Annotated in this window: 25 protein-coding genes; 15 read left to right on the forward strand and 10 right to left on the reverse strand. The window is 72.0% G+C overall.

Annotated features, from left to right (window positions below):
• The first annotated feature begins 94 nt into the window (after positions 1-94).
• Complete coding sequence (locus ABZT49_RS24085; RefSeq protein WP_355289680.1) at positions 95-1735, forward strand: dihydroxyacetone kinase subunit DhaK; 1641 nt, start codon at positions 95-97, stop codon at positions 1733-1735.
• 398 nt (positions 1736-2133) lie between these two features.
• Here the strand turns inward: ABZT49_RS24085 and ABZT49_RS24090 are convergent, their stop codons facing one another.
• Positions 2134-2673 (reverse strand): MucR family transcriptional regulator, encoded by a 540-nt coding sequence (locus tag ABZT49_RS24090; protein ID WP_355289682.1) that lies wholly within the window; start codon positions 2671-2673, stop codon positions 2134-2136.
• 242 nt (positions 2674-2915) lie between these two features.
• Here ABZT49_RS24090 and ABZT49_RS24095 point away from each other — a divergent pair, with 242 nt between their 5' ends.
• The 5 genes from ABZT49_RS24095 (at position 2916) to ABZT49_RS24115 (ending at position 7862) form a co-directional block, all read left to right on the forward strand.
• The gene (locus ABZT49_RS24095) at positions 2916-3131 is read left to right on the forward strand and encodes a ferredoxin (protein WP_355289683.1); all 216 of its coding nucleotides are present in this window, start codon (positions 2916-2918) and stop codon (positions 3129-3131) included.
• Positions 3128-4405, forward strand: a complete 1278-nt coding sequence (locus ABZT49_RS24100; protein ID WP_355289685.1) for an FAD-dependent oxidoreductase — start codon at positions 3128-3130, stop codon at positions 4403-4405. Before ABZT49_RS24095 ends, ABZT49_RS24100 begins: the two co-directional genes overlap by 4 nt.
• 13 nt (positions 4406-4418) lie before the next feature.
• Positions 4419-5669: a cytochrome P450 gene (locus ABZT49_RS24105; RefSeq protein ID WP_355289687.1), complete on the forward strand. Its 1251-nt coding sequence runs from the start codon at positions 4419-4421 to the stop codon at positions 5667-5669.
• A 63-nt stretch (positions 5670-5732) separates the two neighbouring features.
• The gene (locus tag ABZT49_RS24110; RefSeq protein ID WP_355289689.1) at positions 5733-7280 is read left to right on the forward strand and encodes an FAD-dependent oxidoreductase; all 1548 of its coding nucleotides are present in this window, start codon (positions 5733-5735) and stop codon (positions 7278-7280) included.
• A 99-nt stretch (positions 7281-7379) separates the two neighbouring features.
• Positions 7380-7862, forward strand: a complete 483-nt coding sequence (locus ABZT49_RS24115) for a MarR family transcriptional regulator (RefSeq protein WP_355289691.1) — start codon at positions 7380-7382, stop codon at positions 7860-7862.
• A 3-nt stretch (positions 7863-7865) separates the two neighbouring features.
• Here ABZT49_RS24115 and ABZT49_RS24120 read toward each other — a convergent pair whose 3' ends face one another.
• The 4 genes from ABZT49_RS24120 to ABZT49_RS24135 all read right to left on the reverse strand — a co-directional run bounded on the left by ABZT49_RS24120 (position 7866) and on the right by ABZT49_RS24135 (position 12649).
• Positions 7866-8318, reverse strand: a complete 453-nt coding sequence (locus ABZT49_RS24120; RefSeq protein WP_355289693.1) for a thioesterase family protein — start codon at positions 8316-8318, stop codon at positions 7866-7868.
• Complete coding sequence (locus tag ABZT49_RS24125; RefSeq protein ID WP_355289695.1) at positions 8315-10123, reverse strand: feruloyl-CoA synthase; 1809 nt, start codon at positions 10121-10123, stop codon at positions 8315-8317. Before ABZT49_RS24125 ends, ABZT49_RS24120 begins: the two co-directional genes overlap by 4 nt.
• A 5-nt stretch (positions 10124-10128) precedes the next feature.
• Positions 10129-11343, reverse strand: a complete 1215-nt coding sequence (locus ABZT49_RS24130) for an ABC transporter substrate-binding protein (RefSeq protein WP_355289697.1) — start codon at positions 11341-11343, stop codon at positions 10129-10131.
• A gap of 514 nt (positions 11344-11857) precedes the next feature.
• Positions 11858-12649: a crotonase/enoyl-CoA hydratase family protein gene (locus ABZT49_RS24135; RefSeq protein ID WP_355289699.1), complete on the reverse strand. Its 792-nt coding sequence runs from the start codon at positions 12647-12649 to the stop codon at positions 11858-11860.
• 173 nt (positions 12650-12822) lie between these two features.
• Here ABZT49_RS24135 and ABZT49_RS24140 point away from each other — a divergent pair, with 173 nt between their 5' ends.
• Genes ABZT49_RS24140 through ABZT49_RS24155 form a run of 4 tightly spaced genes read left to right on the forward strand, consistent with a single transcriptional unit; the run spans position 12823 to position 16402 of the window.
• On the forward strand, positions 12823-13770 hold the full coding sequence (locus ABZT49_RS24140) for a 3-hydroxyacyl-CoA dehydrogenase NAD-binding domain-containing protein (protein ID WP_355289701.1): 948 nt from the start codon (positions 12823-12825) through the stop codon (positions 13768-13770).
• A 28-nt stretch (positions 13771-13798) separates the two neighbouring features.
• The gene (locus ABZT49_RS24145) at positions 13799-14680 is read left to right on the forward strand and encodes a 3-keto-5-aminohexanoate cleavage protein (protein WP_355289702.1); all 882 of its coding nucleotides are present in this window, start codon (positions 13799-13801) and stop codon (positions 14678-14680) included.
• Between the two features lie 11 nt (positions 14681-14691).
• A complete protein-coding gene (locus ABZT49_RS24150; RefSeq protein ID WP_355289704.1) occupies positions 14692-15909 on the forward strand; it encodes an ABC transporter substrate-binding protein in 1218 nt (405 codons plus the stop codon).
• 31 nt (positions 15910-15940) lie between these two features.
• Positions 15941-16402 (forward strand): DUF3237 domain-containing protein, encoded by a 462-nt coding sequence (locus tag ABZT49_RS24155; RefSeq protein ID WP_355289706.1) that lies wholly within the window; start codon positions 15941-15943, stop codon positions 16400-16402.
• A gap of 4 nt (positions 16403-16406) precedes the next feature.
• On the opposite strand, the gene ABZT49_RS24160 is transcribed toward ABZT49_RS24155, so the two are convergent.
• A complete protein-coding gene (locus ABZT49_RS24160; protein ID WP_355289708.1) occupies positions 16407-17462 on the reverse strand; it encodes a PAS domain-containing protein in 1056 nt (351 codons plus the stop codon).
• A gap of 574 nt (positions 17463-18036) precedes the next feature.
• On the opposite strand from ABZT49_RS24160, the gene ABZT49_RS24165 reads away from it, so the two are divergent.
• Both ABZT49_RS24165 and msrA read left to right on the forward strand, forming a co-directional pair.
• Positions 18037-18294: a hypothetical protein gene (locus ABZT49_RS24165; protein WP_355289710.1), complete on the forward strand. Its 258-nt coding sequence runs from the start codon at positions 18037-18039 to the stop codon at positions 18292-18294.
• 131 nt (positions 18295-18425) lie between these two features.
• On the forward strand, positions 18426-19085 hold the full coding sequence (gene msrA, locus ABZT49_RS24170) for a peptide-methionine (S)-S-oxide reductase MsrA (protein ID WP_355289712.1): 660 nt from the start codon (positions 18426-18428) through the stop codon (positions 19083-19085).
• 44 nt (positions 19086-19129) lie between these two features.
• On the opposite strand, the gene mepA is transcribed toward msrA, so the two are convergent.
• Positions 19130-20050, reverse strand: coding sequence for a penicillin-insensitive murein endopeptidase (mepA, locus tag ABZT49_RS24175; protein WP_407943559.1), 921 nt, complete (start codon positions 20048-20050; stop codon positions 19130-19132).
• Positions 20051-20269: 219 nt separating this feature from the next.
• On the opposite strand from mepA, the gene ABZT49_RS24180 reads away from it, so the two are divergent.
• Complete coding sequence (locus ABZT49_RS24180; RefSeq protein ID WP_355289754.1) at positions 20270-20644, forward strand: PRC-barrel domain-containing protein; 375 nt, start codon at positions 20270-20272, stop codon at positions 20642-20644.
• Positions 20645-20666: 22 nt separating this feature from the next.
• On the opposite strand, the gene ABZT49_RS24185 is transcribed toward ABZT49_RS24180, so the two are convergent.
• Both ABZT49_RS24185 and ABZT49_RS24190 read right to left on the reverse strand, forming a co-directional pair.
• Complete coding sequence (locus ABZT49_RS24185) at positions 20667-21041, reverse strand: hypothetical protein (protein WP_355289716.1); 375 nt, start codon at positions 21039-21041, stop codon at positions 20667-20669.
• Positions 21042-21058: 17 nt separating this feature from the next.
• Positions 21059-21472 carry an EVE domain-containing protein gene (locus ABZT49_RS24190; protein ID WP_355289720.1) on the reverse strand — a complete coding sequence of 138 codons (414 nt, stop codon included), beginning with the start codon at positions 21470-21472 and terminating at the stop codon, positions 21059-21061.
• 303 nt (positions 21473-21775) lie between these two features.
• Here ABZT49_RS24190 and ABZT49_RS24195 point away from each other — a divergent pair, with 303 nt between their 5' ends.
• A complete protein-coding gene (locus ABZT49_RS24195) occupies positions 21776-22384 on the forward strand; it encodes a LysE family translocator (protein ID WP_355289722.1) in 609 nt (202 codons plus the stop codon).
• Positions 22385-22459: 75 nt separating this feature from the next.
• Here ABZT49_RS24195 and secB read toward each other — a convergent pair whose 3' ends face one another.
• Entirely contained in the window at positions 22460-22957 is a 498-nt protein-coding gene (gene secB, locus ABZT49_RS24200) for a protein-export chaperone SecB (protein ID WP_355289724.1), read from the reverse strand.
• A gap of 440 nt (positions 22958-23397) precedes the next feature.
• Between secB and ABZT49_RS24205 the strand changes: the two genes are divergently transcribed.
• Positions 23398-24117: a Tim44/TimA family putative adaptor protein gene (locus ABZT49_RS24205; protein ID WP_355289756.1), complete on the forward strand. Its 720-nt coding sequence runs from the start codon at positions 23398-23400 to the stop codon at positions 24115-24117.
• Positions 24118-24355: the final 238 nt, after the last annotated feature.

A 24355-nucleotide genomic window follows, 5' to 3' on the forward strand; every position in this document is an offset into this window, starting at 1 on the left:
GCTTTTGGCAGGATCGGCCGCACGCCTTCGACGAACCGGGACCCGCTTCGTCGAAAAAATGGCTCCAAGGAAAAGAGCTCCAAGGGAGGATCCGATGGCCCACTTCATCAACGACCGCGCCGCCCTGGTGGCGGAGGCGGTGGACGGGCTCGTCGCGGGCAGCGGCGGCCGGCTCGCCCGCCTCGACGGCGACCCGGCGATCCGGGTCGTGCTGCGGGCCGACTGGACTGCCGACCGCGTCGCGATCGTCTCGGGGGGAGGCTCGGGCCACGAGCCGGCCCATGCGGGTTTCGTCGGACGCGGCCTCCTCACCGCGGCGGTCTGCGGCGACGTCTTCGCCTCGCCCTCCGTCGACGCGGTGCTGGCGGGGATCCTGGCGGTGACCGGGCCGGCGGGCTGCCTCGTCATCATCAAGAACTACGCCGGCGACCGGCTGAATTTCGGGCTGGCCGCCGAGCGCGCCCGGGCCCTCGGGCTCGCGGTCGAGACCGTCACGGTCGCCGACGACGTCGCGATCCCGGGCGCCGCGCAACCCCGCGGCATCGCCGGCACGCTGCTGGTGCACAAGGTGGCAGGCCACGCCGCGGAAAGCGGCCGGCCGCTCTCCGAGGTCGCCGCGGCGGCGCGGGCGGCGAGCGCCGGGATCAGGTCCCTCGGCATCGCGGTCTCGGGCTGCACGATGCCGGGCGGCGTCGCGGAAACCCGCCTCGCCCCGGGCCAGGCCGAGCTCGGCCTCGGCATCCACGGCGAGCCCGGCATCGAGCGCATCGCCCTGCCGCCGGCCGCCGCCCTCGCCGGCCTGATGACCGGGCGCCTCGCCGCGGCGCTCCCGGAGGACGGGCCCCTCGCCCTCCTGGTCAACAACCTCGGCGGCACCACCGCGCTGGAGATGCAGGTGCTGACCCGCGCGGTGCTGGCGACGCCGCTGGGTGGCCGGGTCCGCCTGCTGCTGGGGCCGGCCGCCGCGATGACGGCCCTGGACATGCACGGCGCCTCGCTCTCGCTGATGCCGCTCGATCAGGCGACCGAGGCTGCGCTGACCGCCGCGACCGAGGTGCCGGCCTGGCCGCGCGCGGTCCCGGTCGTGGCGCCGGCGACGCGCCCCCTGCCCGACGGCCTCGCGCGGCAGGGCGAGGCCGCCCCCTCGCAGGATCCCGCCGTGGCGCAGGCGATCGCGGCGATCGGCACCGCCCTGATCGCGGCGGAAGGCGCGCTCAACGCCCTCGACGCGCGGGTCGGGGACGGCGACACCGGCACCACCTTCGCGGCGGCGGCGCGGGCCGTGCTCGCCGATCTCGACCGGCTGCCGCAGGCCGAGCCCGCCGCCCTGTGCCGCGCGCTCTCCGACCGTCTCGCCCGGGTGGCCGGCGGATCGAGCGGGGTGCTGATGTCGATCTTCTTCTCCGCCACGGGCGCCGGCCTCGCCGACGGGCTCGGCTGGCCCGACGCCCTCGCGCGCGGCGCGGCGCGGCTCCAGGCCCATGGCGGCGCGCGGCCCGGCGACCGCACCCTGCTCGACGCCCTGGTGCCGGCCCTCGCGGCCCTGCCCGACGGTCTCGACGCGGCGGCGCGGGCGGCGGAAGCGGGGGCCGCCGCTACCGCCCGGATGACCCGGGCCGGGACCGGCCGCTCGAGCTACCTCGCCGCCGCCGACCTCGCCGGGGTGGAGGATCCGGGCGCCGTCGCGGTGGCCCGCGCCTTCGCGGCCCTGGCCGCCGCGGCGCGGAGCGGCTGAGGCGAGGGGGCGAAGTCTCCGGGACGATCGGGCGCTGAACGTCCCTCTCCGGCGCGTGCGGCGGGTGTTTCGGACGATCCCGTTTGAAATCAGGTGCTGAGGCTCACGCTGCCGGCACGATGATCCGAAGACTAGCTTGATTGTGCTTGATCGACGTCCATATCCCCAACGTCATTCCGGAGCCGCGAAGGCGGCGCCCGGAATGACGCTGAGGGTGTCGATACTGTCGAGCGGGTCAGCCCAACCGGCACCGGATCCGAGCCCGACCCGTCGCCATCGTCACCTGTGATCGCCGGTCGCCACAGATCCTCTCGCAAGCGGGAGAGGAGGTCCCCACCAATCTCGTCAGAGCATGTTCCCGCGCATCCGTCCTGGCGCGCGGGATCTGTCGCGGCGCCTCAAGCGCCGCGGCGACCGCGGCGGGGCTTGGTCTCGTTCGTGGCCTCTTGCGCCTCGTCCGCCGGCTCCGGGGCAGACGGCTCGGCCGCCTCGACCGCGTCGTTGCCCTCCTCGTTCCGCACCGTGCGCCGCCGCTGCTGGCCGAGGCCGAGCGAGCGGGCCAGCTCGGAGCGCTGCTCCGAATAGCTCGCCGAGGTCATCGGGTAGTCGTGGGGCAGGCCCCACTTCTGGCGGTAGGCTTCGGGCGTCAGACCCCGCAAGGTCAGATGGCGGCGCAGGGTCTTGTACGACTTGCCGTCTTCGAAGCTGATCAGGTAGTCGTGGGTGATTGAGCGGCGGATCTCACCCGGGGTCGCCTTGGGATGAACCGGCTCGGGGAGGGCTTTGGTCCCCCGTGCCATCTCGTTCAGCGCGCCGTAGACGTCGGAGATCAGCTTCGGCAACTCTGCGCTCTGCAGATGATTGCTGCTGACATAGGCAGAGATGATGTCAGCTGTCAGCGTGACAATCTGTTCGTGAGTGTTAGCGGTCTCATCCATCCCGGCACGCTCTGAGAATCACTGGAATTGGGTGTCCTATCCTTAAGTTCGCAGCGACCGAAAATGCAAGGATTATCTGTTGATAAAAACCGCAAACTCGGACGAATCCACGGGTTGACGTAACAAGCGCATGCCGTGTCGACCTCCGTGCTGCCTGGCGGGCGGCGTTGCGGCCGGAACCGGGCGGTGCCGCCGGGGTTCTTCCGCCTGGTGTCCGGCAGGCCGGGCGGGGGAAATCCCGGATGCGCGTCGTCGTCGATTTGAACCGCTGCCAGGCCTATGCCCAGTGCTGCTACGCGGCGCCGGAGCGCTTCGTGCTGCGGGGCGACGAGATCCTGGTCTACGACCCGGCGCCGCCCGCCGCGGACCGCGCGGCCCTCGACCGGGCGGTGCAGGCCTGCCCGGTCCGCGCCATCCGGGTCGAGCACGAGGATGCGCCGGCGGAGCGCCCGGCGTGAGGGACGGCACGATCGCGATCGCCGGCGCCTCGCTGGCGGCCCTGCGTGGGGCGGAAGCCCTGCGGGCGAACGGATTTTCCGGCCGCCTGATTCTCGTCGGCGACGAGCCGCACCTCCCCTACGACCGCCCTCCCCTGTCGAAGCACATCCTCACCGGCGAGATCCCGCCAGGCGCCACCACCTTGCCGGGCGTCGGCGCCCTGCGGGCCGAGTGGCGCCTCGGCACGCCGGTCGCCGGCCTCGACCGGGCCGGCCGGGCGCTCCTCCTGGCGGATGGCGGGCGCGTCGCCTACGACCGGCTGCTGGTCGCCACCGGCGCCCGCGCCCGGCCCTGGCCGGCGCCCGGGGAGGCGCGGCTCGCGGGGGTCCACACCTTGCGCGGCCGGGACGATGCGGCGGCGCTCGCCGCTGACCTTGAGGCGCGGCCGGGGCCGGTGCTGATCCTCGGGGCCGGCTTCATCGGCTGCGAGGTCGCGTCCAGCCTCCGCTCCCTCGGGCGGCCGGTCACGGTGGTCGATCCGGCGCCGGCGCCCCTCGCCCAGGCGCTCGGCCGCGTCGTCGGCGGCTTCATTGCCGGGCGGATGGAGGCGGCGGGCGTCGATCTCCGGCTGGGCGTCGAGGTCGCGCATCTGGAGGGCGACCGCGCGGTGCGGCGCGCCCGGCTCTCCGACGGCGGGACGATCGAGGCCGGTCTCGTCGTGGTGGCGCTCGGCGCCGTGCGCAACACCGACTGGCTCGCCGGCGCCGGCCTCGACGCCGACGAGGGCGGCCTGTCCTGCGACGGCGCCTGCCGCGCCCTCGAGGCGGACGGCCGGCCCGTGCCGGAGATCTTCGCCGCCGGCGACGTGGCGCGCTGTCCCCATCCGCTCTACGGCGGCCGCCCGGTCGCCCTGGAGCATTGGGGCAACGCGGTCGCCCAGGCCGCGCACGCCGCCAGGGCGATGCTGGACGGTCCGGATTCCATCGGCGCCTACGCCGAGGTGCCGGCCTTCTGGTCGAGCCAGTTCGGCCTCAACATCAAGTCGCTCGGCCTCACCGAGGGGGCCGACGCGGTGGCGATCGTGCAGGGCAGCCCGCGCGCGGGCCGGTTCCTCGCCGTCTACGGCCGGGCGGGGCGGACGGTCGCGGCGGTCTCGGTCAATGCCGGGCGCTGGCTGCCGGCCTACGAGGGCCCGATCCGCGACGGCGCGCCCTTTCCGCCGATCACCGGCGGCGCCGACCAGCCGAGGCCGGACCCGGTGCCGCCCGGCCTGCCGGCGCCGACGGCCGCCTGACGCGAGGCCCCGCATGACCGACGGACCCGACGGCACCCTGTTCGCGACGATCCGCGATCCGGCGAACCGTGCCGACCCCTACCCGCTCTATGCCCGCCTGCGCGCGCGGCCGGTGGCGCGCCAGGACGACGGCACCATCGTGGCGAGCGGATACGCGGCGATCCGCGCGCTCCTGCACGACCCGCGGGTCAGCTCGGAGGACCTGCCGCCGGCCGAGCATCCGCCGACCGGCAACCCGGTCAAGGACTGGATCGTCAACCCGCTGAAGGACTGGATCACCGACCGCCACCGCCCCTTCATCTTCCGCGACCCGCCCGACCACGGCGCCCTGCGCCGCCAGGTGATGGGGCAGTTCACGGTAGCGCGGGTGCGCGGCATGAAGCGGCGGACGGAGAGCCTCGTGGCGCAGTGCCTCGACCGGTGCACCGGGCGCCGCGAGTTCGACCTCGTCGACGACCTCGCCTATCCGCTCCCCGTCACGGTGATCTGCGACCTGCTCGGCGTGCCGCCGCGGGACGAGCCGCGCTTCCACGCCTGGGCGACGCAGCTCGCCACGGCGCTCGAGCCCGAGAGCCGCCACGACGCGGCCCTGCGCGCCCGCAACACCGAGACCTTCGACGCGATCGCGGACTACATGCGCGACCTGATCCGCGAGAAGCGCCGGGCCCCCGCGGACGACCTGCTCTCGGGGCTCGCCACCGCGAAGGATCCCGAGGCGGGCCGGATGAGCGACCCCGACCTCGTCGCCACCGCGATCCTGCTGCTGATCGCCGGGCACGAGACCACCGTGAACCTGATCGCCAACGGCATGCTGACGCTGCTGCGCCATCCGGCCGAGCTCGCGCGGCTGCGCGCCGAGCCGGGGCGGGCGCCCCGGGTGATCGAGGAGGTGCTGCGCTACGAGCCGCCGGTGCAGTTCCGCACCCGGCTCGCCCTGGCGCCGATCCCGGTCGCCGGCACGGTGATCCCCGAAGGCGCGCCCCTGGTGCTGCTGTTCGCCGCCGGCAACCGCGACCCGGCGCGCTTCCCCGATCCCGACCGGTTCGATCCCGACCGGGAGGACAACCAGCATCTCGGCTTCGGCGGCGCCCTGCATTACTGCATCGGCGCGCCGCTCGCCCGGATCGAGGCCGAGGCCGCCCTGACCGCACTCGCCGCCCGGCTGAGCCATCCCCGCCTCGTCGAGGACCCGCCGCCCTACCGGCCCGGCGCGTCCTTGCGCGGCCCGCAGCGTCTCCTGCTGCACGTCGACGGGATCGGCTGAGGCACCGTTACGGCACCCGCGCGTTGCCTGCCGACGAAGCGACGACTGACGAAGAGGCAGGTCATGACCGACAAGAATTCGGACGAGAAGCCGGATTTCGCCCGCGGGATCCCGGCGGGCGACCTGCCCGAGGGGGCGATGATCGAGGGGACCCTCGGCGAGGACAAGGTGCTGCTCCTGCGCCGCGATGGACAGGTGCGGGCGATCGGCGCCCGCTGCACCCATCTCGGCGCGCCGATGGGCAAGGGGATCGTGGTGGAGGGCGAGATCCGCTGCCCCTGGCACCATGCCCGCTTCAGCCTGGAGACCGGCGAGGCGGTCGGCGCCCCGGCCTTCGATCCGCTGCCGTGCTACCGCGCCGAGGAGCGCGACGGCCGCATCACCGTGACCGGCCGGCGCGAGGCCGCATCCAGGCCCGCGACGAAGGCGCCCGGCAGGGTCGTGATCGTCGGCGGCGGGGCCGGCGGGCATGCCTGCGCCGAGTGGCTCACCCGGGCCGGCCACGGCGCCGCCGTCACCCTGGTGAGCGACGATCCCGATCCGCCCTACGACCGCACCTTCTGCTCGAAGCAGTATCTCTCCGGCAAGGCGGAGCGCGGGAAGACGCTGCTCGCCCCCGAGAGCTTCTATTCCGGCGACGGGCCCCGTCTTCTGCGCGACCGGGTGGTCTCGCTCGATCTCGGCGCCGAGGAGGTCGTGACCGCGGGCGGCGAGCGGCTGGCTTACGACGCCCTGGTGATCGCGACGGGCGCAGCGCCGCGTCGGCCGGACCTGCCGGGTTTCGAGCGCCCGAATGTCCACACCCTGCGGAGCCTTTCCGACGCCGACGCGCTGATCGCGGCGGCGTCGGGCGCCCGCCGGATCGCGGTGGTGGGCGCCAGCTTCATCGGCCTCGAGGTCGCTGCCGCGATGGTGGCCCGCGAGAAGACCGTCACGGTGGTGGCGCCGGACGCCGTGCCGCTGGTGAGTGTCCTCGGCGAGGCGGTCGGCCGCTTCGTCCAGGGCCTGCACGAGGAGAAGGGCGTGACCTTCCGCCTCGGCCGCGAGGTCGCGGGCTTCGACGGCCAGGCCCTCACCCTCGACGACGGCAGCCGGATCGAGGCAGATCTCGTGGTGCTCGGCACCGGCGTCGCGCCCCGCACCGACCTCGCCGAGGCCGCCGGCCTGGCGCTCGCGGCCAAGGACGAGGGCGGCGGCATCGCGGTCGACGCGTATCTCGCGGCATCCGCGCCGGGGATCTACGCCATCGGCGACGTGGCGTCGTACCCCGATCCGCGCAGCGGGCAGCGCCTGCGGGTCGAGCACTGGGTCCACGCCCAGCGCCAGGGCCAGCACGTCGCCCGCGCCCTCCTGGCAGGAGGCACCTCGGGCGAGGCGGCGGCGTTCACCGAGACGCCGTTCTTCTGGAGCGGCCATTACGGCACCAGCCTGCGCTATGTCGGCCATGCCGGATCGGCGGAGGACGTCCGCATCGAGGGCGAGGTGGACAAGGGCGACTTCGCCGTCACCTACCGCGAGGACGGTCGCGACGCTGCCCTCGCGACCTGCAAGCGGGACAGGCGGTCCTTGGAAGCCGAGGCGGCGTGGGATCGGGAGGCCCGGACGGCGTGAGGGCAGGGCTCGGGCGCGGCCTTCCCCGCTTGCGCCCGGGCCCGATCGCGGGCAGGTGGCGGGACGTGTTCACGGCCTGAGAGAGGGGCCCGTCCAGCGTTGCCGAGCGATGATTCCCCGGGCCTTGCCCGCCTCGAAGGCCTGATCGGCTACACCCTGCGGCGGGCGCAGGTCGCCGTCTCCCGCAGCTTCGTCGCGTTGTTCGCCGATCTCGACGTGCGCCAGAGCCAGCTCGGCGTGCTCACCGTCATCGAGGGCAGCCCTGGCCTGCGGCCGAGCCAGGTCGGCGCGGCGATCGGCATCAAGCGGGCCAATATCGGCCCGCTCCTCGACGAGCTGGAGGCGCGCTCTCTCGTGCGCCGCGAGCCCGACCCGACCGACCGCCGCTCGCAATCCCTGTTCCTCACTCCCGACGGCGAGGCCCTGATGGCCGAGCTGCACCGCCGCGAATCCGCCCACGAGGAGCGCATCGCCGCCTTCCTGGGCCCGGAGGAGCGCGCCGCGCTGCTCGGCCTGCTGCGCCGGCTGGAGCAGGGCGCGCGGGACGTGACGGGCGACGAGGGGGTGGACGAGGCGGATTGAACCTCACTCCCCCCGGAGCCGCCGCACCAGATCCTCCGGAATCGGCGCCGCCTTCATCCGGGCAGGATCGTCGGGGTGGCGGCCGGCCCAGACCCGGCGCTCGCGGCCCTCGACCGCAAGGGCGCCGGCGTTGAGCAGGCGGTGGCGCACGGCGAAGCTGGAGCGGCCGACCGCCACCACCGTCGAGACGATCTCGACCCGGTCGCCGTAGCGCGAGGGTTTCAGGAACTGCGCGCCGGTCTCGACCAGCGGGATGCCGAGGAGGTCGTAGCGGGCGAGCATCCCGGCCTTCGGCAGCCCGGTCGCGGCCTCGCACAACAGCGCGGTCGACCAGTCGAAGAAGTCGAAGAAGCGCGGGTTGAACACGATGCCGGCGGGGTCGCAATGGCCCCATTCCACCGTCAGGGTGCGGGTGTGGGTGAAACCCTCATGGTCGATGGTCTCGGGCGCGGTCATGCGGTCTCCGGAGTGATGATGGCGGCGGCGTGGGGCACGGCGTAGAGGCGTTCGACCGCCCCGGCGCGGTTGCGCAGCACGCCGCGCTGGTTGATCGACCCCTTATCGGTCACCTCGTCGCGATCGAGGGCCGGGGGCTCGGCCATCAGCAGGAGCCGGGCGACGCGGTTCGACGAGCCGGTGGACTTCTGCGCGAAGGCGGCGAGGCGCCGGGCGAAATCCTGCCGCACCGCCGGGTGGGCGAGGACCGCCTCGTCGTCGCCCCCCTCCCCGCTTAACCCCCGGCAGGCGGCGAGATCGGGGAAGACCAGGGCCGCGACCTCGTCGCGCGCCTCGCCTGCGATGGCGACATCGCGCACCAGCGGCTGGAACGCGTCGAGGAAGGCGGCCCGCAACGGGCCGACGCTGACCCAGACCCCGGTGGTGAGCTTGAAATCCTCGTTGAGGCGGCCGTCGAAGGCGAAGCCGCGGTGGGGATCCTCGGGATCGACCGGCACCAGAGCATCGCCGAGGCGGTAGAAGCCCTCCTCGTCGAAGCTGGAGGCCGTCAGGTCCGGCCTGCGCCAGTAGCCGGGCGTCACGTTCGGGCCTCGCACCCGCGCTTCGCGCTTGGTGCCGACCGGCGCGACCTTCAATTCCACCCCCGGCGCCGGCAGGCCGACCTGGCCGGCCTTGGCCGGACGGTCGTCGGTGACGAGGGCCATCGGAGCGGTCTCGGTGGCCCCGAGCCCCGTCACCATCGGCACCGTCCGGCCGATCGTCGCCCGCGCGAGGTCGTCGATCGCGTCCCAGACCGGCTGCGGCAGTCCGGCCGCGGCGAAGAAGGTGACTTGGAGCCGGCTGAAGAAGTTTTTTCGCAAGTCCTCGTCGTCGCGCAGGTGCGGCACCAGCGCCTCGAAGCCCTTCGGCACCGTGAGGTAGAGGGTGGGGGCCACCTCACGCAACACGCGCACGGTCTCGCGGATGCCGCCGGGGGTCGGGCGGCCCTCGTCGATGGTGAGGGTGCCGCCATTCGCCAGCACCAGGTTGAAGTTGTGGTTGCCCCCGAAGGTGTGGTGCCAGGGCAGCCAATCGACCATCACCGGCGGCGCGGCGGTGAGCTTTGGAAAGCGCGCCTGCAGCATCGCCTGGTTGGAGGCGAGCATCCGGTGGGTGTTCACCACCGCCTTCGGCACGCCGGTCGAGCCGGAGGTGAACAGGAGCTTTGCCACCGTGCCCGGTTCGACCGCCTCGTGGGCGGCCGCGACGGCTGCCGCGTCCTCGCCCTGCATCAACTCGTCGAAGCGGGTGACCGGCCGGCCGATCTCGGCGCCGTCGGCGATCACCACCTCGGTGCCCGCCGGCACGGCTGCCGCGATGGCGGGCGCGTAAACCGCGCCCTCGGCCGCGAAGACGAGGCCGGGGGTGAGGAGCTCGACGATCGCCCGCAGGCGGGCATGGTCCTGCGACACCGTCGAATAGGCCGGCGAGACCGGCGCCACCGCGATGCCGACGTGGAGGGCGGCGAGGGACAGGAGCGCGTGCTCGAAGCCGTTGCCGGACAGGATCATCACCGGCCGCTCGGCCGAGAGGTTCCGGGTGAGGAGCGAAGCGGCGATGCGCTCGACGCTGCGCAGCGCCGCCCCGTAGGTCAGGGGCTCGAACGCCCCGTCCTGCCCCCGGCGCACCAGGAACGGCCGGTCCGGCGCCTCGGCGGCGTGGCGGGTGAGGTGCGCGGTCAGGCGCTCGGGGTAGGGCGGCAGGGGAGCCGTCGCGGTGACGACGAGGCTGCCGTCGTCCCGCTCGACGAAACGATGGGTGGTCATCGACGTCACCCCTTCACCAGCGGGCAGCCGCCCTCGGAGAGCGGGCGCCAGGCTTCGTCCGCCGGCACGGTGCGCACCGGCTTGAAATAGTCCCAGCCGCCCTTGCTCTCGGCCGGGGTCTTGGTCTCGAGCAGGTACATCGGGTGCAGCTTGCGGCCGTCCTCGCGGATGCGGCCCTTGCCGAAGATCGGATCGTCGGTCGGCATCGCCTTCATGGCCGCCACGACGGTTCGGCCGTCGCCGGCGTCCTTCACGGTGGTGAGCGCCTTCAGGTAGTGCTCCACCGCCGAGTAGATGCCGGCCTGCATGTCGTTCGGCATGGCGTGGCGCGGGTGGCGCGCGCTGTATCGCGCCGCGAAGGCGCGGGTGCCGTCGTTGAGGTCCCAGTAGTACGGCGTGACGATGTAGACGCCCTGCGTCGCCTTGAGGCCGAGCGCCGGCATGTTGGTGATGTTGAGGATCAGCCCGGCGAGGCGCTGGCCCGGGGCGATGCCGAACTCCGCCGCCTGCTTCAGGGCGTTCGAGGTGTCGTCGCCGGCATTCGCCAGCCCGATCACGTCGGCACCCGATCCTTGCGCCTGGAGCAGGAAGGACGAGAAGTCGGCGGTGCCGAGGGGATGGCGCGACGACCCCTTCACGCTGCCGCGCATGGCCTTCACCTCGTCGGCGGCCGAGCCTTCGAGATCCTTGCCGAAGGTGTAGTCGGCGGTGAGGAAGTACCAGGACTTGCCGCCCTGCTGCACCAGGGCCTTCGCCAGCGCGTGGCCGAGCGACCAGGTGTCGTAGGTCCAGTGCACGGTGTTGGGCGAGCATTGCTTGCCGGTGAGCTCGGCGGTGCCGGCGCCCGAGCCGATGAACACCTTGTTCTTCTCCCGCGCCAGGTTCGCCACCGCCAGTGCCACGGCGGAGTTCGGCACGTCGAGGATCAGGTCGACGCCGTCCTGGTCGAACCAGCGCCGGGCGATCGAGGCGCCGATATCGGTCTTGTTCTGGTGGTCGGCCGAGACCAGCTCGACCGGCCGCCCGGCCTGCTTGGCAAAGTCCTCGATGGCGAGCTGGGCGGCGATGACCGAGCCCTGGCCCTGGTAGTCGGCATAGGGGCCCGACATGTCGTTGAGGACGCCGATCTTCACCGCCCGCTCGGCGGCTGTGGCGGGGGCGAGGAGGGACAGGAGGGCGGCGAGGGCCGGGGCGAGCCGGCGGATGGCGTGGCGGGGCATGGTTTCCTCCGGGGGTGGTTGGGGCCGGTCTTGGTGCCGGGTTTTTTGGGGATGCAGTAATGATTCGAAGCGCTTTGCCTTGGCGCGGCGAAGTAAAAAAAGGCGCGGGATCCCCTCTCCCGTGTGGGAGAGGGATAGGGGTGAGGGTGACACGCTTCTGTGTAAAGCTGAGAGCGTTGTGCTGGTAGCTTAACGGTCGAGATTTATTCTGAACCGTAGCACCCTCACCCCTAACCCCTCTCCCACACGGGAGAGGGGGACCGCGCTTTACTGGTTACTCGTTCCGTTTCCGCTTCTCAGGGTCATCCCGGGGCTCGCCGCAGGCGAGAGCCCGGGGTGCCGAAGGCACGCCCAGAACCGCGGATGGTGCCGAATGAGGCGGGCGCGTCCCGCTCTGTCCTGAACATCCTGAGGTTCTGGATTCCGGGCTCCGCTTTCGCGGCCCCGGAATGATGCGGGGGTGTCAGCAGCGGGGTTTGAAACGAAGGATCAGACGGCAGGTCTCGGCCTCCGCCTACTCCCTCACCTTCTTCGCCCGCCCCTCCAGGAACTCCGCCAGCCGGCGCTTGGCCTCGGCGTCGCTCTGGGCGACCGCGGTCATCAGCGCTTCGGTGAGGTAGCCGGTCGCCGGGTCGGCCTCGGCGATGCGCGGCAGGGCGTGGATCAGGGCGTAGTTGGTGAGCGGCGCGTTCTCGGCCGCCCGGGCGGCGAGCTGGATCGCCCGCTCCAGCCCCTCGCCCGCCGGCACGACGTAGTGCGACAGGCCCAGCCGCTCGCCGCTCTCGGCATCGTGGACGCGGCCGGTCAGCATCATGTCGCGCATCCGCGAGACGCCGATCAGGCGGGGTAGCCGCACCGAGGCGCCGCCGCCGACGAAGATGCCGCGCTGGCCCTCCGGCAGGGCGAAGAAGGCCGAGGCCTCGGCCACCCGCAGATGCGCCGAGAGCGCGAGTTCCAGCCCGCCGCCGATCACCGCGCCCTTCAGCGCCGCCACCACCGGCACCCGGCCGAACTCGATCTCGTGGAAGGCCCGGTGCCACATGCGCGAATGCAGCATCCCGGCCGGCGCGTCGCGCTCGGTCAGTTCCGCCAGGTCGAGCCCGGCGCAGAAATGCGGGCCCTCCGCCGCGATCACCAGCGCCCGCACGTCGTCGGGCAGGTTCCGGGCGATGCGCTCCAGCCCCAGCACCATGCCGTCGTCGAGGGCGTTGCGCTTGTGCGGGCGGTTCAGGGTGACGATCGCCACCGCGTCCCGTCTGGTGACCACCAGGGACTCGGTGCCGAGGCCCGAAAGGTCCTCCGCCATAGGGGCGCTCCTCCGATTCTCGCTCCGGCCTGTTCGCGCCGGATTGCCAAACCTGATTTGTAATGTGATATAACTATCTCAACGGGTCAATCGGGCGACAAGCCCTGACAACCGACCCGATCAGGGAGGGCGCCGCGATGGATGACGCGAGCGGACCGGCAAGAGACCCAGGCTTGGGGTACCGCACGGCCATCGGACGGGTGGCGGTGATCGGCACCGGCGTCATCGGGGCGTCGTGGGTGTCGCAGTTCCTAGGCGCCGGCCTCGACGTGACCGCCACCGACCCAGGCCCCGGCGCGGAAGCCCGCCTGCGCGAGACGGTCGCCCGGCACTGGCCGGTGCTCGAACGCATCGGCCTTCAGCCCGGCGCCTCGCCCGAGCGCCTGACCTTCGTGGCTGAGCCGGAAGCGGCGGTGGCCGACGCCGATTTCGTGCAGGAGAACGGGCCCGAGCGCCTGGAGATCAAGCGCGAGACCTACCGCCGCCTCGACGCCGCAGCCGCCCCCGACGTGGTGCTGGCGACGAGTTCCTCCGGCCTCACCCCGAGCGTGATCCAGGATTCCTGCCGCTTCCCCGGCCGGGTCGTGCTCGGCCATCCCTTCAACCCGCCCCACCTCGTGCCGCTGGTCGAAGTTCTGGGGGGAGCCCAGACCGACGAGGGCGCCGTCGCGGCCGCGATGGGCTTCTACGCGCGCATCGGCAAGCGGCCGATCCGCCTGCGGCGCGAGCTCACCGGCCACGTCGCCAACCGGCTCCAGGCGGCGCTCTGGCGCGAGGCGTTCCACCTCGTCGGCACCGGCGCCGCCACGGTCGCCGACATCGACGCGGCGATCGCCCACGGGCCGGGCCTGCGCTGGGCGCTGATGGGGCCGTGCCTGCTCAACCACCTCTCCGGCGGCCCCGGCGGGCTCGCCCACACCCTCGACCATCTCGGGCCGCTGATGGAGGCGATGTGGGCCGATCTCGGCGACCCGCGCCTGACGCCCGAACTCAAGGCCACCCTTGTGCGCGGCCTGGAACAGGCCCTCGACGGGCGCGACCAAGACGCGATGGTGGCCGAGCGCGACCGGCTGCTCGTCGACCTCGTGCGGCAGAAGCGCGACGCGCCGGAGCTGCCGTAACCATCCAAGTCAACCAAGGGAGGACAACATGGCCAAGGTGATCGTGACGGTGGCGCCGACGGGCGGCATGGCCTCGAAGGCGCAGAACCACAACCTGCCGACCCAGCCGCAGGAGATCGCCGACTCGGTGCACAAGTCGTGGAAGGAGGGCGCGGCGATCGCGGCGCTCCACGCCCGCCGGCCCGACGACGAGGCGACCTGCAACGACGAGATCTACCGCGACATCAACCGCCGCATCCGCGAGCGCTGCGACATCATCCTCAACAACTCGACCGGCGGAGGATCGAGCGGCGACATGCTGGTGCCGCGCCCCGACGGGCTGTTCGAATCGAGCTTCGAGGAGCGGCTGAAGGGCTGCGAGGCCGGGGCCGAGATGGCGACCTTTGACGGCATGACCTTCGCGGACGTGCATGGCGGCCGCGAGATCCTGGTGGTCACCACGCCGAGCCGCTGCGAGACGCTGGCCAAGCGCATGCAGGAGCGCGGCATCAAGCCGGAATGGGAGGTGTTCGGCCCCCAGCACATCCTGCAGGACGTGACCCGGCTGATCGAGAAGGGCTACGACAAGCCGCCCTACTACATCAACATGGTGCTCGGCGCCGATAAGGGCTTTCAGGGCGCGATGCCCTACTCGCACGACATCCTGGCGGCGATGATCCGGATGCTGCCGCCGCAATCGATCTTCTGCGTCTCCGGCATCGGCCCGGCGCAGCTGCCGGCCACCACCCAGGCCATCCTGCTCGGCGGCCACGTCCGGGTCGGGCTCGAGGACAACAATTATTACTCCCGCGGCCAGCTCGCGACCAACGAGCAGCTCGTCGCCCGTACCGTGCGGATCATCAAGGAGCTCAACCACGAGGTCGCGAGCCCGGCCGAGGCCCGGGAGATCCTCGGCCTCAAGGCCGTCTGAGGGAGGATAGGATGCGCGCCCTCCGCTCCGCCCTCCTCGCGGGCCTGATCGCTTTCGCGCCGGCCGTCGCCGGGGCGGAGGGCGCCGTCTCCGGCGACCGCGTCAAGATCGGCGTGCTCGCCGACATGTCGACGGCGATGTCGGACAATTACGGCACCGGCAGCGTCACCGCGGCGCGTCTCGCGGTCGAGGATTTCGGCGCCACGGTTCTCGGCAAGCCGATCGAGATCGTCGCCGCCGACCACCAGAGCAAGCCGGACGTAGCGAGCACGCTTGCCCGGCGCTGGTACGACGTCGAGGGGGTCGACATGATCACCGACCTCGGCAATTCGGCGGTGGCGCTGGGCGTCCAGGCGCTGGCGAAGGAGAAGGGCCGGCTGGCGCTGATCACCGGATCGGGCTCGACGGTGATCACCGGGGCGCAATGCTCGCCCAACGGCGCGCTCTGGGTCATCGACACCTACGCCCTCTCCCGCGCCATCGCGAAGCCCCTGGTCGAAGCGGGCGAGAAGACCTGGTTCTATGTCGTCGCCGACATCACGCTCGGCAAATCCTTCGTCGCCGACGTGACGCCGGTGGTGGCGGGTGGCGGCGGCAAGGTGGTGGGCCAGGTCTTCCACCCCCTGCTCTCGCCCGACCTGTCGTCGCAGATCCTCCAGGCGCAAGCCTCGGGTGCCGGGGTGATCGCGCTGTTCAACGTCGGCGGCGACGCAATCAACGCGGTCAAGCAGGCCTCCGAGTTCGGGGTGCTCGGCGGCAAGCAGAAGCTCGCCGGCTTCTACATGACGGCGGTCGACGTCCATGCCTTGGGCCTCAAGGTCGCGGGCGGCCTCTACCTCGCGGAAGCGTTCTACTGGGACCAGGACGACGCCGCCCGCGCCTTCGCCAAGCGGTTCTACGAGCGCCAGCGGGCGATGCCGAACAGCTACCAGGCCGGCGTCTATTCGGCGGTGACGCACTACCTGAAGGCCGTCAGGGCCGCCGGCACCGACGCGGCCGAGCCCGTGATGGCGAAGATGCGCGAGATCCCGATCGACGACGTGATGACGAAGGGCGGCCGCCTGCGGCCGGACGGGCGGGTGATCCGCGACGTCTCGCTGTTCCGGGTCAAGCGCCCGGAGGAGTCGAAGGGCGAGTGGGACGTGATGGAGCGGGTCGCGACGCTCTCGGGCGACGACGCCTTCCGGCCGATCGGAGAGAGCGACTGCCCGCTGGTGAGGGGCAGGTGAGGGTGGAGACGCTGAGAGTGGAGAGGCCGTGATGCTCCCCGTCCCCACCCTGGAGCACGTCTTCGACGCCCGCATCGCGGTCGCGATCCCCTACGAGGTCGGCGCGACGAGCGCGGGGGCCCGGCGCGTCATCGCCATCACCGGCGGCACCGTGTCGGGGCCGGCCCTGTCCGGCCGGGTCCTGCCCGGCGGGGCCGATTACCAGACCATCGCGGCGGACGGGCTCACCCAGCTCCACGCCCGCTACGTGATCGAGGCCGGGGACGGCGCCCGGATCTACGTCGAGAATACGGGCCTGCGCTTCGGACCGCCCGAGGCGCTGGAGCGTCTGCGCCGCGGAGAGCCCGTCGATCCGGGCCTGATCTACTTCCGCACCGCGCCCCGGTTCGAGACCGCAGCCCCGTCCCTTGCCTGGATGCAGACCAGCCTGTTCCTCGCCACCGGGGCCCGGGCGCCGGACCACGTGGCGCTCTCGGTGTTCCGGGTGGGATGAGCGCTCACTCCGCCAGCGCCACCGCCACCGTGCCCTCGACCAGGGTGAAGACGATGCCGGCCCGGCGCAGGGCCGCCAGCACGTGCGGGCGGGAGCGCGAGGACGGGCCGTCGGATTCCTCCTCCAGGCGCCGCACGGTGGAGAGCGACAGGCCGCTCTCCCGCGCGAGGTCGTTCAACGTCCAGTCGAGGAGGCCGCGGGCCGCCCGCAGGTGGCAGCCCTCGATCGCCCGCTCGACGGGGATCGCCGGCTCGGCCTGGTGCGGCGCGAAATCCCGGTCGGCTTCGGCCGCGAGCGGCGTGATCACGGCGGTCCAGCAGACCGGATCGAGGGTCCCGTCGCGCAGGGGCACCAGCGTCATGCGGAACCGCGCCGCCCCGCCCTCGGCGAGCCGCAGGGTCGGCGCGATGCTGAACGGCTGGCCCAGGGCGGCGAGGCGGGGGACCTCGCCGCGCCAGCGCGGCCGCTCCTCCGGCACGATCGGGCTGAGCCAGTCCGCCCGCACCTCCTCGCGGCGCAGGCCGACGAGGGCCAGGAAATCGGCCCCGTACTCGGTCAGCGGCAGGCTCGGCTCGGTGTGGATGAAGACCTGCGCCTCCCGCGCCAGGCTGGCCCTGCGCTGCTGCTCCAGGCGGTGCAGCTCGGCCAGGCGCTCGCGGTCGGTCACGTCGAGGAGCACGCCGGTCGCCGCGATCGGGTGCCCTTCCGGGCTGAAGAAGACCTCGCCGCGGCTCACCACCGTGCGCGCCGTCCCGTCCGGCCGGATCAGCCGGACCGTGTGGCTGCCGAGGATCCCGGCCTGGACGATCTGGGCGGCGTCCTCGAGCACGTCGCGATCGGCCGGGTGGACGAGGCCGAGCAGGCGCTCGTAGCTCGCCGGCTCGCGCTCCGAGAGCCCGAGCAGCCGGTAGAGCCCCGCCGACCAGACCTGCCGGCCGGTGACGAAGTCCCAGCGCCAGGCGCCGGTCAGGCCGAATGCCTCGATCAGGCGCATGAAGTCGTTCGAGGACAGGTCCGCCGACCGTGGGTTGGCGCGAAGGTCCAGCGCGTACAGGTTCATCGGGCGCCGGTCCGCGTCTCGATCCGGCTTGTACCGGTTCGCGTGCCCGGACGGAGCTGCCGCCGCAAGCCGCGATCCGCCCGTGCGCCGCACGTCCGAATTCCGCTTTCCAAGGTAAATTTTCCCAATTTCAGCTGTTGCGGACGGGCGCAAATAGGCTGACATGCCGCAAAGTCATGGGATTGTAGGCCAGACGATCCCGGGCGATCAACCGGGCATCGGTGAGTCACGGGGGGCACGTCGCGGACCTGTGCGGTTCCGAGGTCGGGCGGCCGGTGGTGGGGCGGCCGGTGTCGGCGGCGCGCGGAAGTCCGCCCCGGCGGCGTCCGGACACGATCCGCTGGGACGGTCCGCAGAGGCGATCCGGCCCGCCTGCGTCACGACGCAGCACCGGGTCGTCGGTGCGCCGGGGAACAAAGACAAAACTTCTCTCCATGAGCTTTCTCGCAGCAAACATCTTCTCTGTCGCAGCTAAAAATAGAAAACCGCGTCTATTGCTGCGAGGCCTGCGCCGGACCTATCTACGGTCCTGAAGCTTCGCTCCGCGGAGCCGTGCGTCATCCCGGAATCGACCATGCGTCCTGCCATCTTCGATCCGTTCGGCGAGCGCCTGGACCTGCGTTCCGCGCAGGAGACCGCGTGCACGACGGCGCGCCGCCGTCCGGTCCGGACCCGGCGGATCGTCGGTGCCGTGCTGTTCTGGGCCCTGGCGGCCGGGCTGATCACCGCCCGCGGCGTCTTCTTCGATCCCAGCACCGCCTTCGGGCCCGACGCGCCGGCCCGCGTCGCCGCCACGGACGCGCCGGTCGCGCAGGCGCAGGTCCTTCGCTGACACTCCTTCGCAGATTCCTGCGCTGACGCGACGCCCTTCAGAACAGGGGCGCCCCACCCCACATCAGGTCGTGTTCAGAGGCGTCTCGCCTCCGGAGCCGCGAGGCTCCGTATCCGTACCGGAGCGACCCGATGCTGTTCTTCCGCAAGCGCGCCGAGATGCCGAGCCCCGACCAGATCCTGCCGGGGCGGCCCACCCCCCTGCCGACGGCGGAGCGGCACTTCGTCAACGGCCATCCCCTCAAGGGCCCCTATCCGGACGGCATCGAGACCGCCGTGTTCGGCCTCGGCTGCTTCTGGGGCGCGGAGCGCAAGTTCTGGCAATTGGGTGACGGCGTCTTCGTCACCGCCGTGGGCTACGCCGCCGGCACCACGCCGAACCCGACCTACGAGGAGGTCTGCTCGGGGCTGACCGGCCACAACGAGGTCGTGCTCGTCGCCTACGATCCGCGCGTGATCCCGTTTTCCGCCCTGCTCAAGACCTTCTGGGAGAGCCACGACCCGACCCAGGGCCTGCGCCAGGGCAACGACGTCGGCACGCAGTACCGCTCGGGCATCTACCTGCCCGACGAGGCCCGCCGGGCCGAGGCCGAGGCCTCGCGCGAGGCTTATGCCGCCGCCCTGAAGGCCCGCGGCTACGGCCCGATCACCACGGAGATCCGCGACGGCGGCCCGTTCTACTTTGCCGAGGAGTACCACCAGCAGTATCTGGCGAAGAACCCGGGCGGCTATTGCGGCCTCGGCGGCACCGGCGTGTCCTGCCCGATCGGGGTCGGCGTCGCAGCGGAGTAAGCGCGCGAACCGGGACCGGTGCGTGGGCCGGTCCCGGTTGGCTGTTACCGCGCCTTCAGCACCGTGCGGCAGGCATCTGGCAGGCCCGCGAGCGTCATCGGCGGACGCGGCTTGCCGGGTGGGCGGGGCTTCGGGTTCAGCACCGCATCCGTGAACCAGTAATCGAGTTCGGATCCGCAGCCGTCGCCGGAGGGCGGCGGATCCTGGTCGTGGCAGGCCGCCTCGCCCGCCGGGCAGTCGAGCCGGATGTGGAAGTGGTAGTTGTGGCCGTAGATCGGCCGCACCTTGGTGAGCCAGCTCCGGTCCGATCCCGCCTCGCGGCAGAGCGCCCGCTTGATCGCCGGGTTGACGAAGATCCGCGCCACCTCCGGCTCGCGCGACACCATCTTGATCAGCCGCAGGTGCTCGGGCAGCCACACGGCCGGGTCGATGTCGCGCCGGTCCGGCCGCACCACGTTGGTGGCCGACATCTCCTCGCGCTCGGCCCGGGTCAGTCGCCGGTCCGGCATCGGGGTCAGCCAGATGTCGGCGTCGAGGCCGAGCTGGTGCGAGGCGTGGCCGGTCAGCATCGGCCCGCCCCGGGGCTGGGACATGTCGCCGACGAGGAGGCCCGGCCAGCCCGCCTTGCGCGGTGCCTCGGTGGCGACTCTTTCCAGGAAGGTGACGAGCCGCGGATGGCCCCAGTTCCGGTTGCGCGACAGGCGCATCACCTGCCAGGTCGCGCCGTCGACCGGCAGGGCCTGGGCGCCGGCCACGCAGCCGCGCGCGTAGCCGCCGATCGCCTGCGGCGGCAGGGCGGCCGGCGTCGTCGCGCGGCCGAACAGGGCCTTGGCCGGCGTCGACGGATCGTCCGGGTTGGCGAGCGGCGGCAGCGGCTTCGGGGTGAGGGTGCCGCGATCCTGCGCGAGGGCGGGCGCGGCGAGCGCGAGGAGGGCCGCCAGGACGGCGGCGCGGCGAATCGGCATGGAGCGCGGAAGGGTAGGACGCAGGGGCATGGGTCGCAGGCTAGCGCCCCGATCGCCCGGGGGGAACTGCCCCGCTGCTCCGCCATTCGCCGCAGCGTTCCGCCGGATGACCCGGTTCCGGAACAGGCTCCGCGGCGGCAGCGTTGCCGGGGAAGAAGATTCAAGATCAGGAGAGTTCCGATGACCACCGTCGCACCGACCGTCGGCGATCGCTCCGACATGGGCAGCACCACGACCAGCGAGACCAACGCGCTGATCGCCAGCGACCGCGTCGAGGGCACCGCCGTGCGCCGCCCGAACGGCGACAGCATCGGCCGCATCGAGCGCCTGATGATCGAGAAGGCCACCGGCAAGGTGGTCTACGCCGTGATGAGCTTCGGCGGCTTCCTCGGCATCGGCGAGGGCTACCACACTGTGCCGTGGTCGACCCTGCGCTTCGCGCCGGAGCTCGACGCCTACGTGCTCGACCTCACCGAGGACCAGCTCCGCGCAGCGCCGCCGGCCTCCGCGGAGGGCAACGATCCCTCCTACGACCGGAAGTGGGAAGAGCACGTCCACCAGTACTTCAACGCCACGCCGTACTGGAGCATCTGACGGCCTGCCGGCGGACGCTGCCTCACGGCGCCTCCGCCGGCACCCCCGACAGGGTCCAGCGGCACAGGCTCGTCTCCTTCACCTTCAGGCAATCGTAAGCGGTGCCGCCGATCACCACCCGCTCGGCATTGCCCTCGATCCGGTCGCGGCCGACCCGCGTGCAGCCGAGATGGTCGGCCCTCGGATCCGCCAGCCGGGTCTTGATCGCGGCAGGGTTGCCCCCCGTCTCCGCCAACAGGATGCGCAGGTTCGACAGGGCTCCGCACATCAAGACCTTCTCGGGTCCCGCGGGCTTGGCCGGCACCTTGGGGTCCGGAGTTCTGGGCTTCTGCTGGGCGCCCGCCGGTTGCGCCAGCAGTGCGAGGACGAGCCCGAACCCGGCGAGGACGCGCCTCACGCCAGCGCCCTCATCGATCAGAGGCCCCCCATGCGGCGCACCAGCGCCCACTCCGCCTCGCTGACCGGCTGCACCGACAGGCGCGAGTTGGTGACGAGCACCATCTCGCGCAGAACCGGCTCGGCCTTGATCGCCTCCAGGCTGACGGGGTTGGGCAAGCCTGCGACCGCCTTCAGGTCGACCATGCCGAAGCGGCCGGTCTCGTCGGTATGGTCGGGGTAATAGGTGCGGATCACCTCGACGATGCCGACCACCGCCTTGCCCTCGTTCGAGTGGTAGAAGAAGCCCTGCTCACCAAGCCGCATCGCTTCGAGGTTCTTGCGGGCGACGTGATTGCGCACCCCGTTCCAGAACGTCCCCGCCGCGCCGGCGGCGACCTGGTCGTCCCACGACCAGACCGAGGGCTCGGACTTGTAGAGCCAGTACGCCATCCCGTCGTCTTCCCTCTCGCGCGACGCGCAGATATTCTCGCGCGCCAACCGATCGACGATAGCAGCGCGTACCGCCCCCATCACCCGATCCGGGGGCGGGAGTCCAGGGGGCAGGGCCGGGTCGTCCTGCTGTCACCTGACCCAGGGTTCGCCGGGGCAGCCCGCAACCCGGCCGCGACCAGGGCGGCGGACCGACAGCAGAGCGCGAGCGTCGCGGGCCCGATCATCGACGCCGCAAGAACGACCGCGGAACCATGTATCATCGCGCCGACGGCGTGCTGAAGACGCGGGGACGAATCGATCGTGGACTGGACCTGGTTTCTCTCGGCGGGCGCGTTCGCGGTCGCGATGTCGGCGACGCCCGGCCCCAACAACACCATGGTGGTGGCTTCCGGCGCGACTTACGGCTTTGCCCGCACCGTCCCGCACATCCTCGGCATCGCGGCGGGTTTCCCCGTGATGCTGGTTGTCCTCGGCACTGCCGGCCTGCCGCTGCTCACCGATCCGCGGGTCCACGCGGTGCTGAAATGGGTCGGAGCGGCCTACCTGCTCTGGCTCGCCTGGAAGATCGCGCGTTCCGATTCCGATCCGGCCGACCCTGCCATGAAGACGTCCGGGCACCCGCTCGGCTTCCTGCAGGCGGCCCTGTTCCAGTGGGTGAACCCGAAGGCCTGGATCATCGCCGCGGGCGCGCTCGCCACCTACACGGCGCAAGCCGAGGCCGCCCCGCTCGCCGCGACGCTCGCGCTCGCGATCCTGTTCGGGCTCGTCGCCCTGCCCTGCTTGGGTCTATGGACGCTGATCGGTGTCGGCACCGCCCGGGTGCTGAGGACGCGGCGGGCCTTGCGGCTGTTCAACCTCGCGATGGCGGGGCTGCTGGTCGCGTCCCTGGTGCCGACCCTGCGGGATTAGGGATAACGGCCGCGTTTCCCGTGAAACACTTTTGAGGTTTGCGCGGGCCGGCTCCCGGCCCGCGCGGACACTGTTTTAGGCCACGCCGCCCTGCGCCTGGGCCTCGGCGGCCTTCTGGCGGTAGAGGCCGACGAAGTCGATCGGGTCGATGTAGAGCGGCGGGAAGCCGCCGTTGCGCACTGCGTCGGCGATGATCTGGCGGGCGAACGGGAACAGCAGCCGCGGGCACTCGATCATCACCGCTGGATGCATCTGGTCCTGCGGGATGTTGCGCAGGCGGAAGATGCCCGCATAGGTCAGCTCGAACGCAAACAGCACGTCGGCGCCGGTCTTGGCGTCGCCCTCGAGGCGCAGCTCGACTTCGAAATCCTCCTCGGCGAGCTGGCGGGCGTTGACGTTGACCTGGATGTTGATCTGCGGGCCCTGCTGCTGCGGCTGCAGCGAGCGCGGTGCGTTCGGGTTCTCGAAGGAGAGGTCCTTGGCGTATTGCGCCAGGGCGTTCAGGGTCGGGGTGAAGTCGTCGGGCTGCGCCGCGGCGCCACCGTTGCCGTTCGGGACCGGGGAATCGGCCATGGCGGAGGGTTCCTTCGAGGGCTGGACGTAAACGACGGGCCGGCACGCGCTGGCGCGAAAAACGGCGCGCGCGTCGGCGGCGTTGCGGCTATCATGCCCGCAGGCCGCGAACAAGCAGAGGCGCCGATCATCCCTTTCGCGTCACGGCCCCCGGCTTTCCCGATACAGCGGCAGGCCGGCTTCTCCGGCAAAGCCCCGCAGAACACGGCCAAGGAACACGGTATCGTCGCGCGCGGGCGCCTGGATACGGCGGGCCCCCGGCCCCATATCACCGGAATGGCCCGCGGTGCGGTGCCGGCCGGACGCTTGCCTTGCTCCGGTCCCGGTGCCAAAGCCGTCGATGCGCCGGAGATGTCGCAAGCTGTGCCGGGGCGGCCAGGGATGCTCCGCGTGAAGCCGCCAAGGAAGCCGTCAAGAACGGATCGATGAACGGATCGATGATGCAGGACTCCCTCGACCTTACGACCCTCATCTTCCTCGGGCTTGCGGTCTTCGTGATCTGGAAGCTGCGCTCGGTCCTCGGCCAGAAGACCGGGAGCGAGCGGCCGCCGTTCAACCCGCTGGCCCGGCGCGAGGAGCCGCCGGCGGCCCCCCGCGACGGCGACAACGTCGTGCGGCTGCCGGGCGCCGGTCCCGAGCGCGGCGCCGCCGCGCCGGTCGCCACCGCGGTGCCACGCAACTGGAAGGGTGTGGTCGAGCCGAACTCGCCCGCCGCCCGCGGCCTCGACCTGATCCTCCAGCAGGAGCCGAACTTCGATCCGCGCGGCTTCACCGACGGCGCCAAGGCCGCCTACGAGACGATCGTGACGGCCTTCGCCAAGGGCGACCGCAAGACGCTCAAGACCCTGCTCTCGCGCGAGGTCGCGGACGGGTTCGAGCGGGCGATCCAGGGCCGCGAGCGCGCCGGCCAGACCGTCGAGACCACCTTCGTGTCGATCGACCGGGCCGAGATCGTCGGGGTCGACGTGCGCAACCGCGTGGCCCAGGTCACCGTGCGCTACCTCTCGAAGCTGATCACCGCCACCCGCGGGCCGCAGGGGCAGGTGGTCGACGGCAGCCCCGAGAAGGTCGTCGACGTGACCGATGTCTGGACCTTCGCCCGGACGCTGGGCAGCCGGGACCCGAACTGGCAGCTCGTCGCGACGGAAGCGGGCCACTGAAGCTCGTCCCGATCGCGCTGCGATCGGCAGCGCCCTCGGTCTTTGGCTTCAGAGCTTTGATTGTGCCGCATTGTCTGCGACGAACCGGTTTCCGCTTCGTCGGACAATGCTCTCACGGCACGTAGCGCCGGCGGCTTGATCGGCTGCCGGCCCTCGGCGACAATCCCTCCGTCGCGAAGGCTCCTTTGCCAGGCCCGCGCGACACGACCAGCGCACAGCATTTCCCGGGGCCGGAGCC

The sequence above is a fragment of the Methylobacterium sp. EM32 genome, from assembly GCF_040593685.1.
In the GTDB taxonomy this organism is placed as follows: Bacteria; Pseudomonadota; Alphaproteobacteria; order Rhizobiales; family Beijerinckiaceae; genus Methylobacterium.

What these genes read in the sequence shown, in the direction of transcription:
- ABZT49_RS24085 (WP_355289680.1), top strand. Translation starts at nt 95, where the DNA reads ATGGCCCACTTCATCAACGACCGCGCCGCCCTGGTGGCGGAGGCGGTG.
- ABZT49_RS24090 (WP_355289682.1), bottom strand. Translation starts at nt 2,673, where the DNA reads ATGGATGAGACCGCTAACACTCACGAACAGATTGTCACGCTGACAGCT.
- ABZT49_RS24095 (WP_355289683.1), top strand. Translation starts at nt 2,916, where the DNA reads ATGCGCGTCGTCGTCGATTTGAACCGCTGCCAGGCCTATGCCCAGTGC.
- ABZT49_RS24105 (WP_355289687.1), top strand. Translation starts at nt 4,419, where the DNA reads ATGACCGACGGACCCGACGGCACCCTGTTCGCGACGATCCGCGATCCG.
- ABZT49_RS24110 (WP_355289689.1), top strand. Translation starts at nt 5,733, where the DNA reads ATGACCGACAAGAATTCGGACGAGAAGCCGGATTTCGCCCGCGGGATC.
- ABZT49_RS24120 (WP_355289693.1), bottom strand. Translation starts at nt 8,318, where the DNA reads ATGACCGCGCCCGAGACCATCGACCATGAGGGTTTCACCCACACCCGC.
- ABZT49_RS24125 (WP_355289695.1), bottom strand. Translation starts at nt 10,123, where the DNA reads ATGACCACCCATCGTTTCGTCGAGCGGGACGACGGCAGCCTCGTCGTC.
- ABZT49_RS24130 (WP_355289697.1), bottom strand. Translation starts at nt 11,343, where the DNA reads ATGCCCCGCCACGCCATCCGCCGGCTCGCCCCGGCCCTCGCCGCCCTC.
- ABZT49_RS24135 (WP_355289699.1), bottom strand. Translation starts at nt 12,649, where the DNA reads ATGGCGGAGGACCTTTCGGGCCTCGGCACCGAGTCCCTGGTGGTCACC.
- ABZT49_RS24145 (WP_355289702.1), top strand. Translation starts at nt 13,799, where the DNA reads ATGGCCAAGGTGATCGTGACGGTGGCGCCGACGGGCGGCATGGCCTCG.
- ABZT49_RS24150 (WP_355289704.1), top strand. Translation starts at nt 14,692, where the DNA reads ATGCGCGCCCTCCGCTCCGCCCTCCTCGCGGGCCTGATCGCTTTCGCG.
- ABZT49_RS24155 (WP_355289706.1), top strand. Translation starts at nt 15,941, where the DNA reads ATGCTCCCCGTCCCCACCCTGGAGCACGTCTTCGACGCCCGCATCGCG.
- ABZT49_RS24160 (WP_355289708.1), bottom strand. Translation starts at nt 17,462, where the DNA reads ATGAACCTGTACGCGCTGGACCTTCGCGCCAACCCACGGTCGGCGGAC.
- ABZT49_RS24165 (WP_355289710.1), top strand. Translation starts at nt 18,037, where the DNA reads ATGCGTCCTGCCATCTTCGATCCGTTCGGCGAGCGCCTGGACCTGCGT.
- msrA (WP_355289712.1), top strand. Translation starts at nt 18,426, where the DNA reads ATGCTGTTCTTCCGCAAGCGCGCCGAGATGCCGAGCCCCGACCAGATC.
- mepA (WP_407943559.1), bottom strand. Translation starts at nt 20,050, where the DNA reads ATGCCGATTCGCCGCGCCGCCGTCCTGGCGGCCCTCCTCGCGCTCGCC.
- ABZT49_RS24180 (WP_355289754.1), top strand. Translation starts at nt 20,270, where the DNA reads ATGGGCAGCACCACGACCAGCGAGACCAACGCGCTGATCGCCAGCGAC.
- ABZT49_RS24190 (WP_355289720.1), bottom strand. Translation starts at nt 21,472, where the DNA reads ATGGCGTACTGGCTCTACAAGTCCGAGCCCTCGGTCTGGTCGTGGGAC.
- secB (WP_355289724.1), bottom strand. Translation starts at nt 22,957, where the DNA reads ATGGCCGATTCCCCGGTCCCGAACGGCAACGGTGGCGCCGCGGCGCAG.
- ABZT49_RS24205 (WP_355289756.1), top strand. Translation starts at nt 23,398, where the DNA reads ATGCAGGACTCCCTCGACCTTACGACCCTCATCTTCCTCGGGCTTGCG.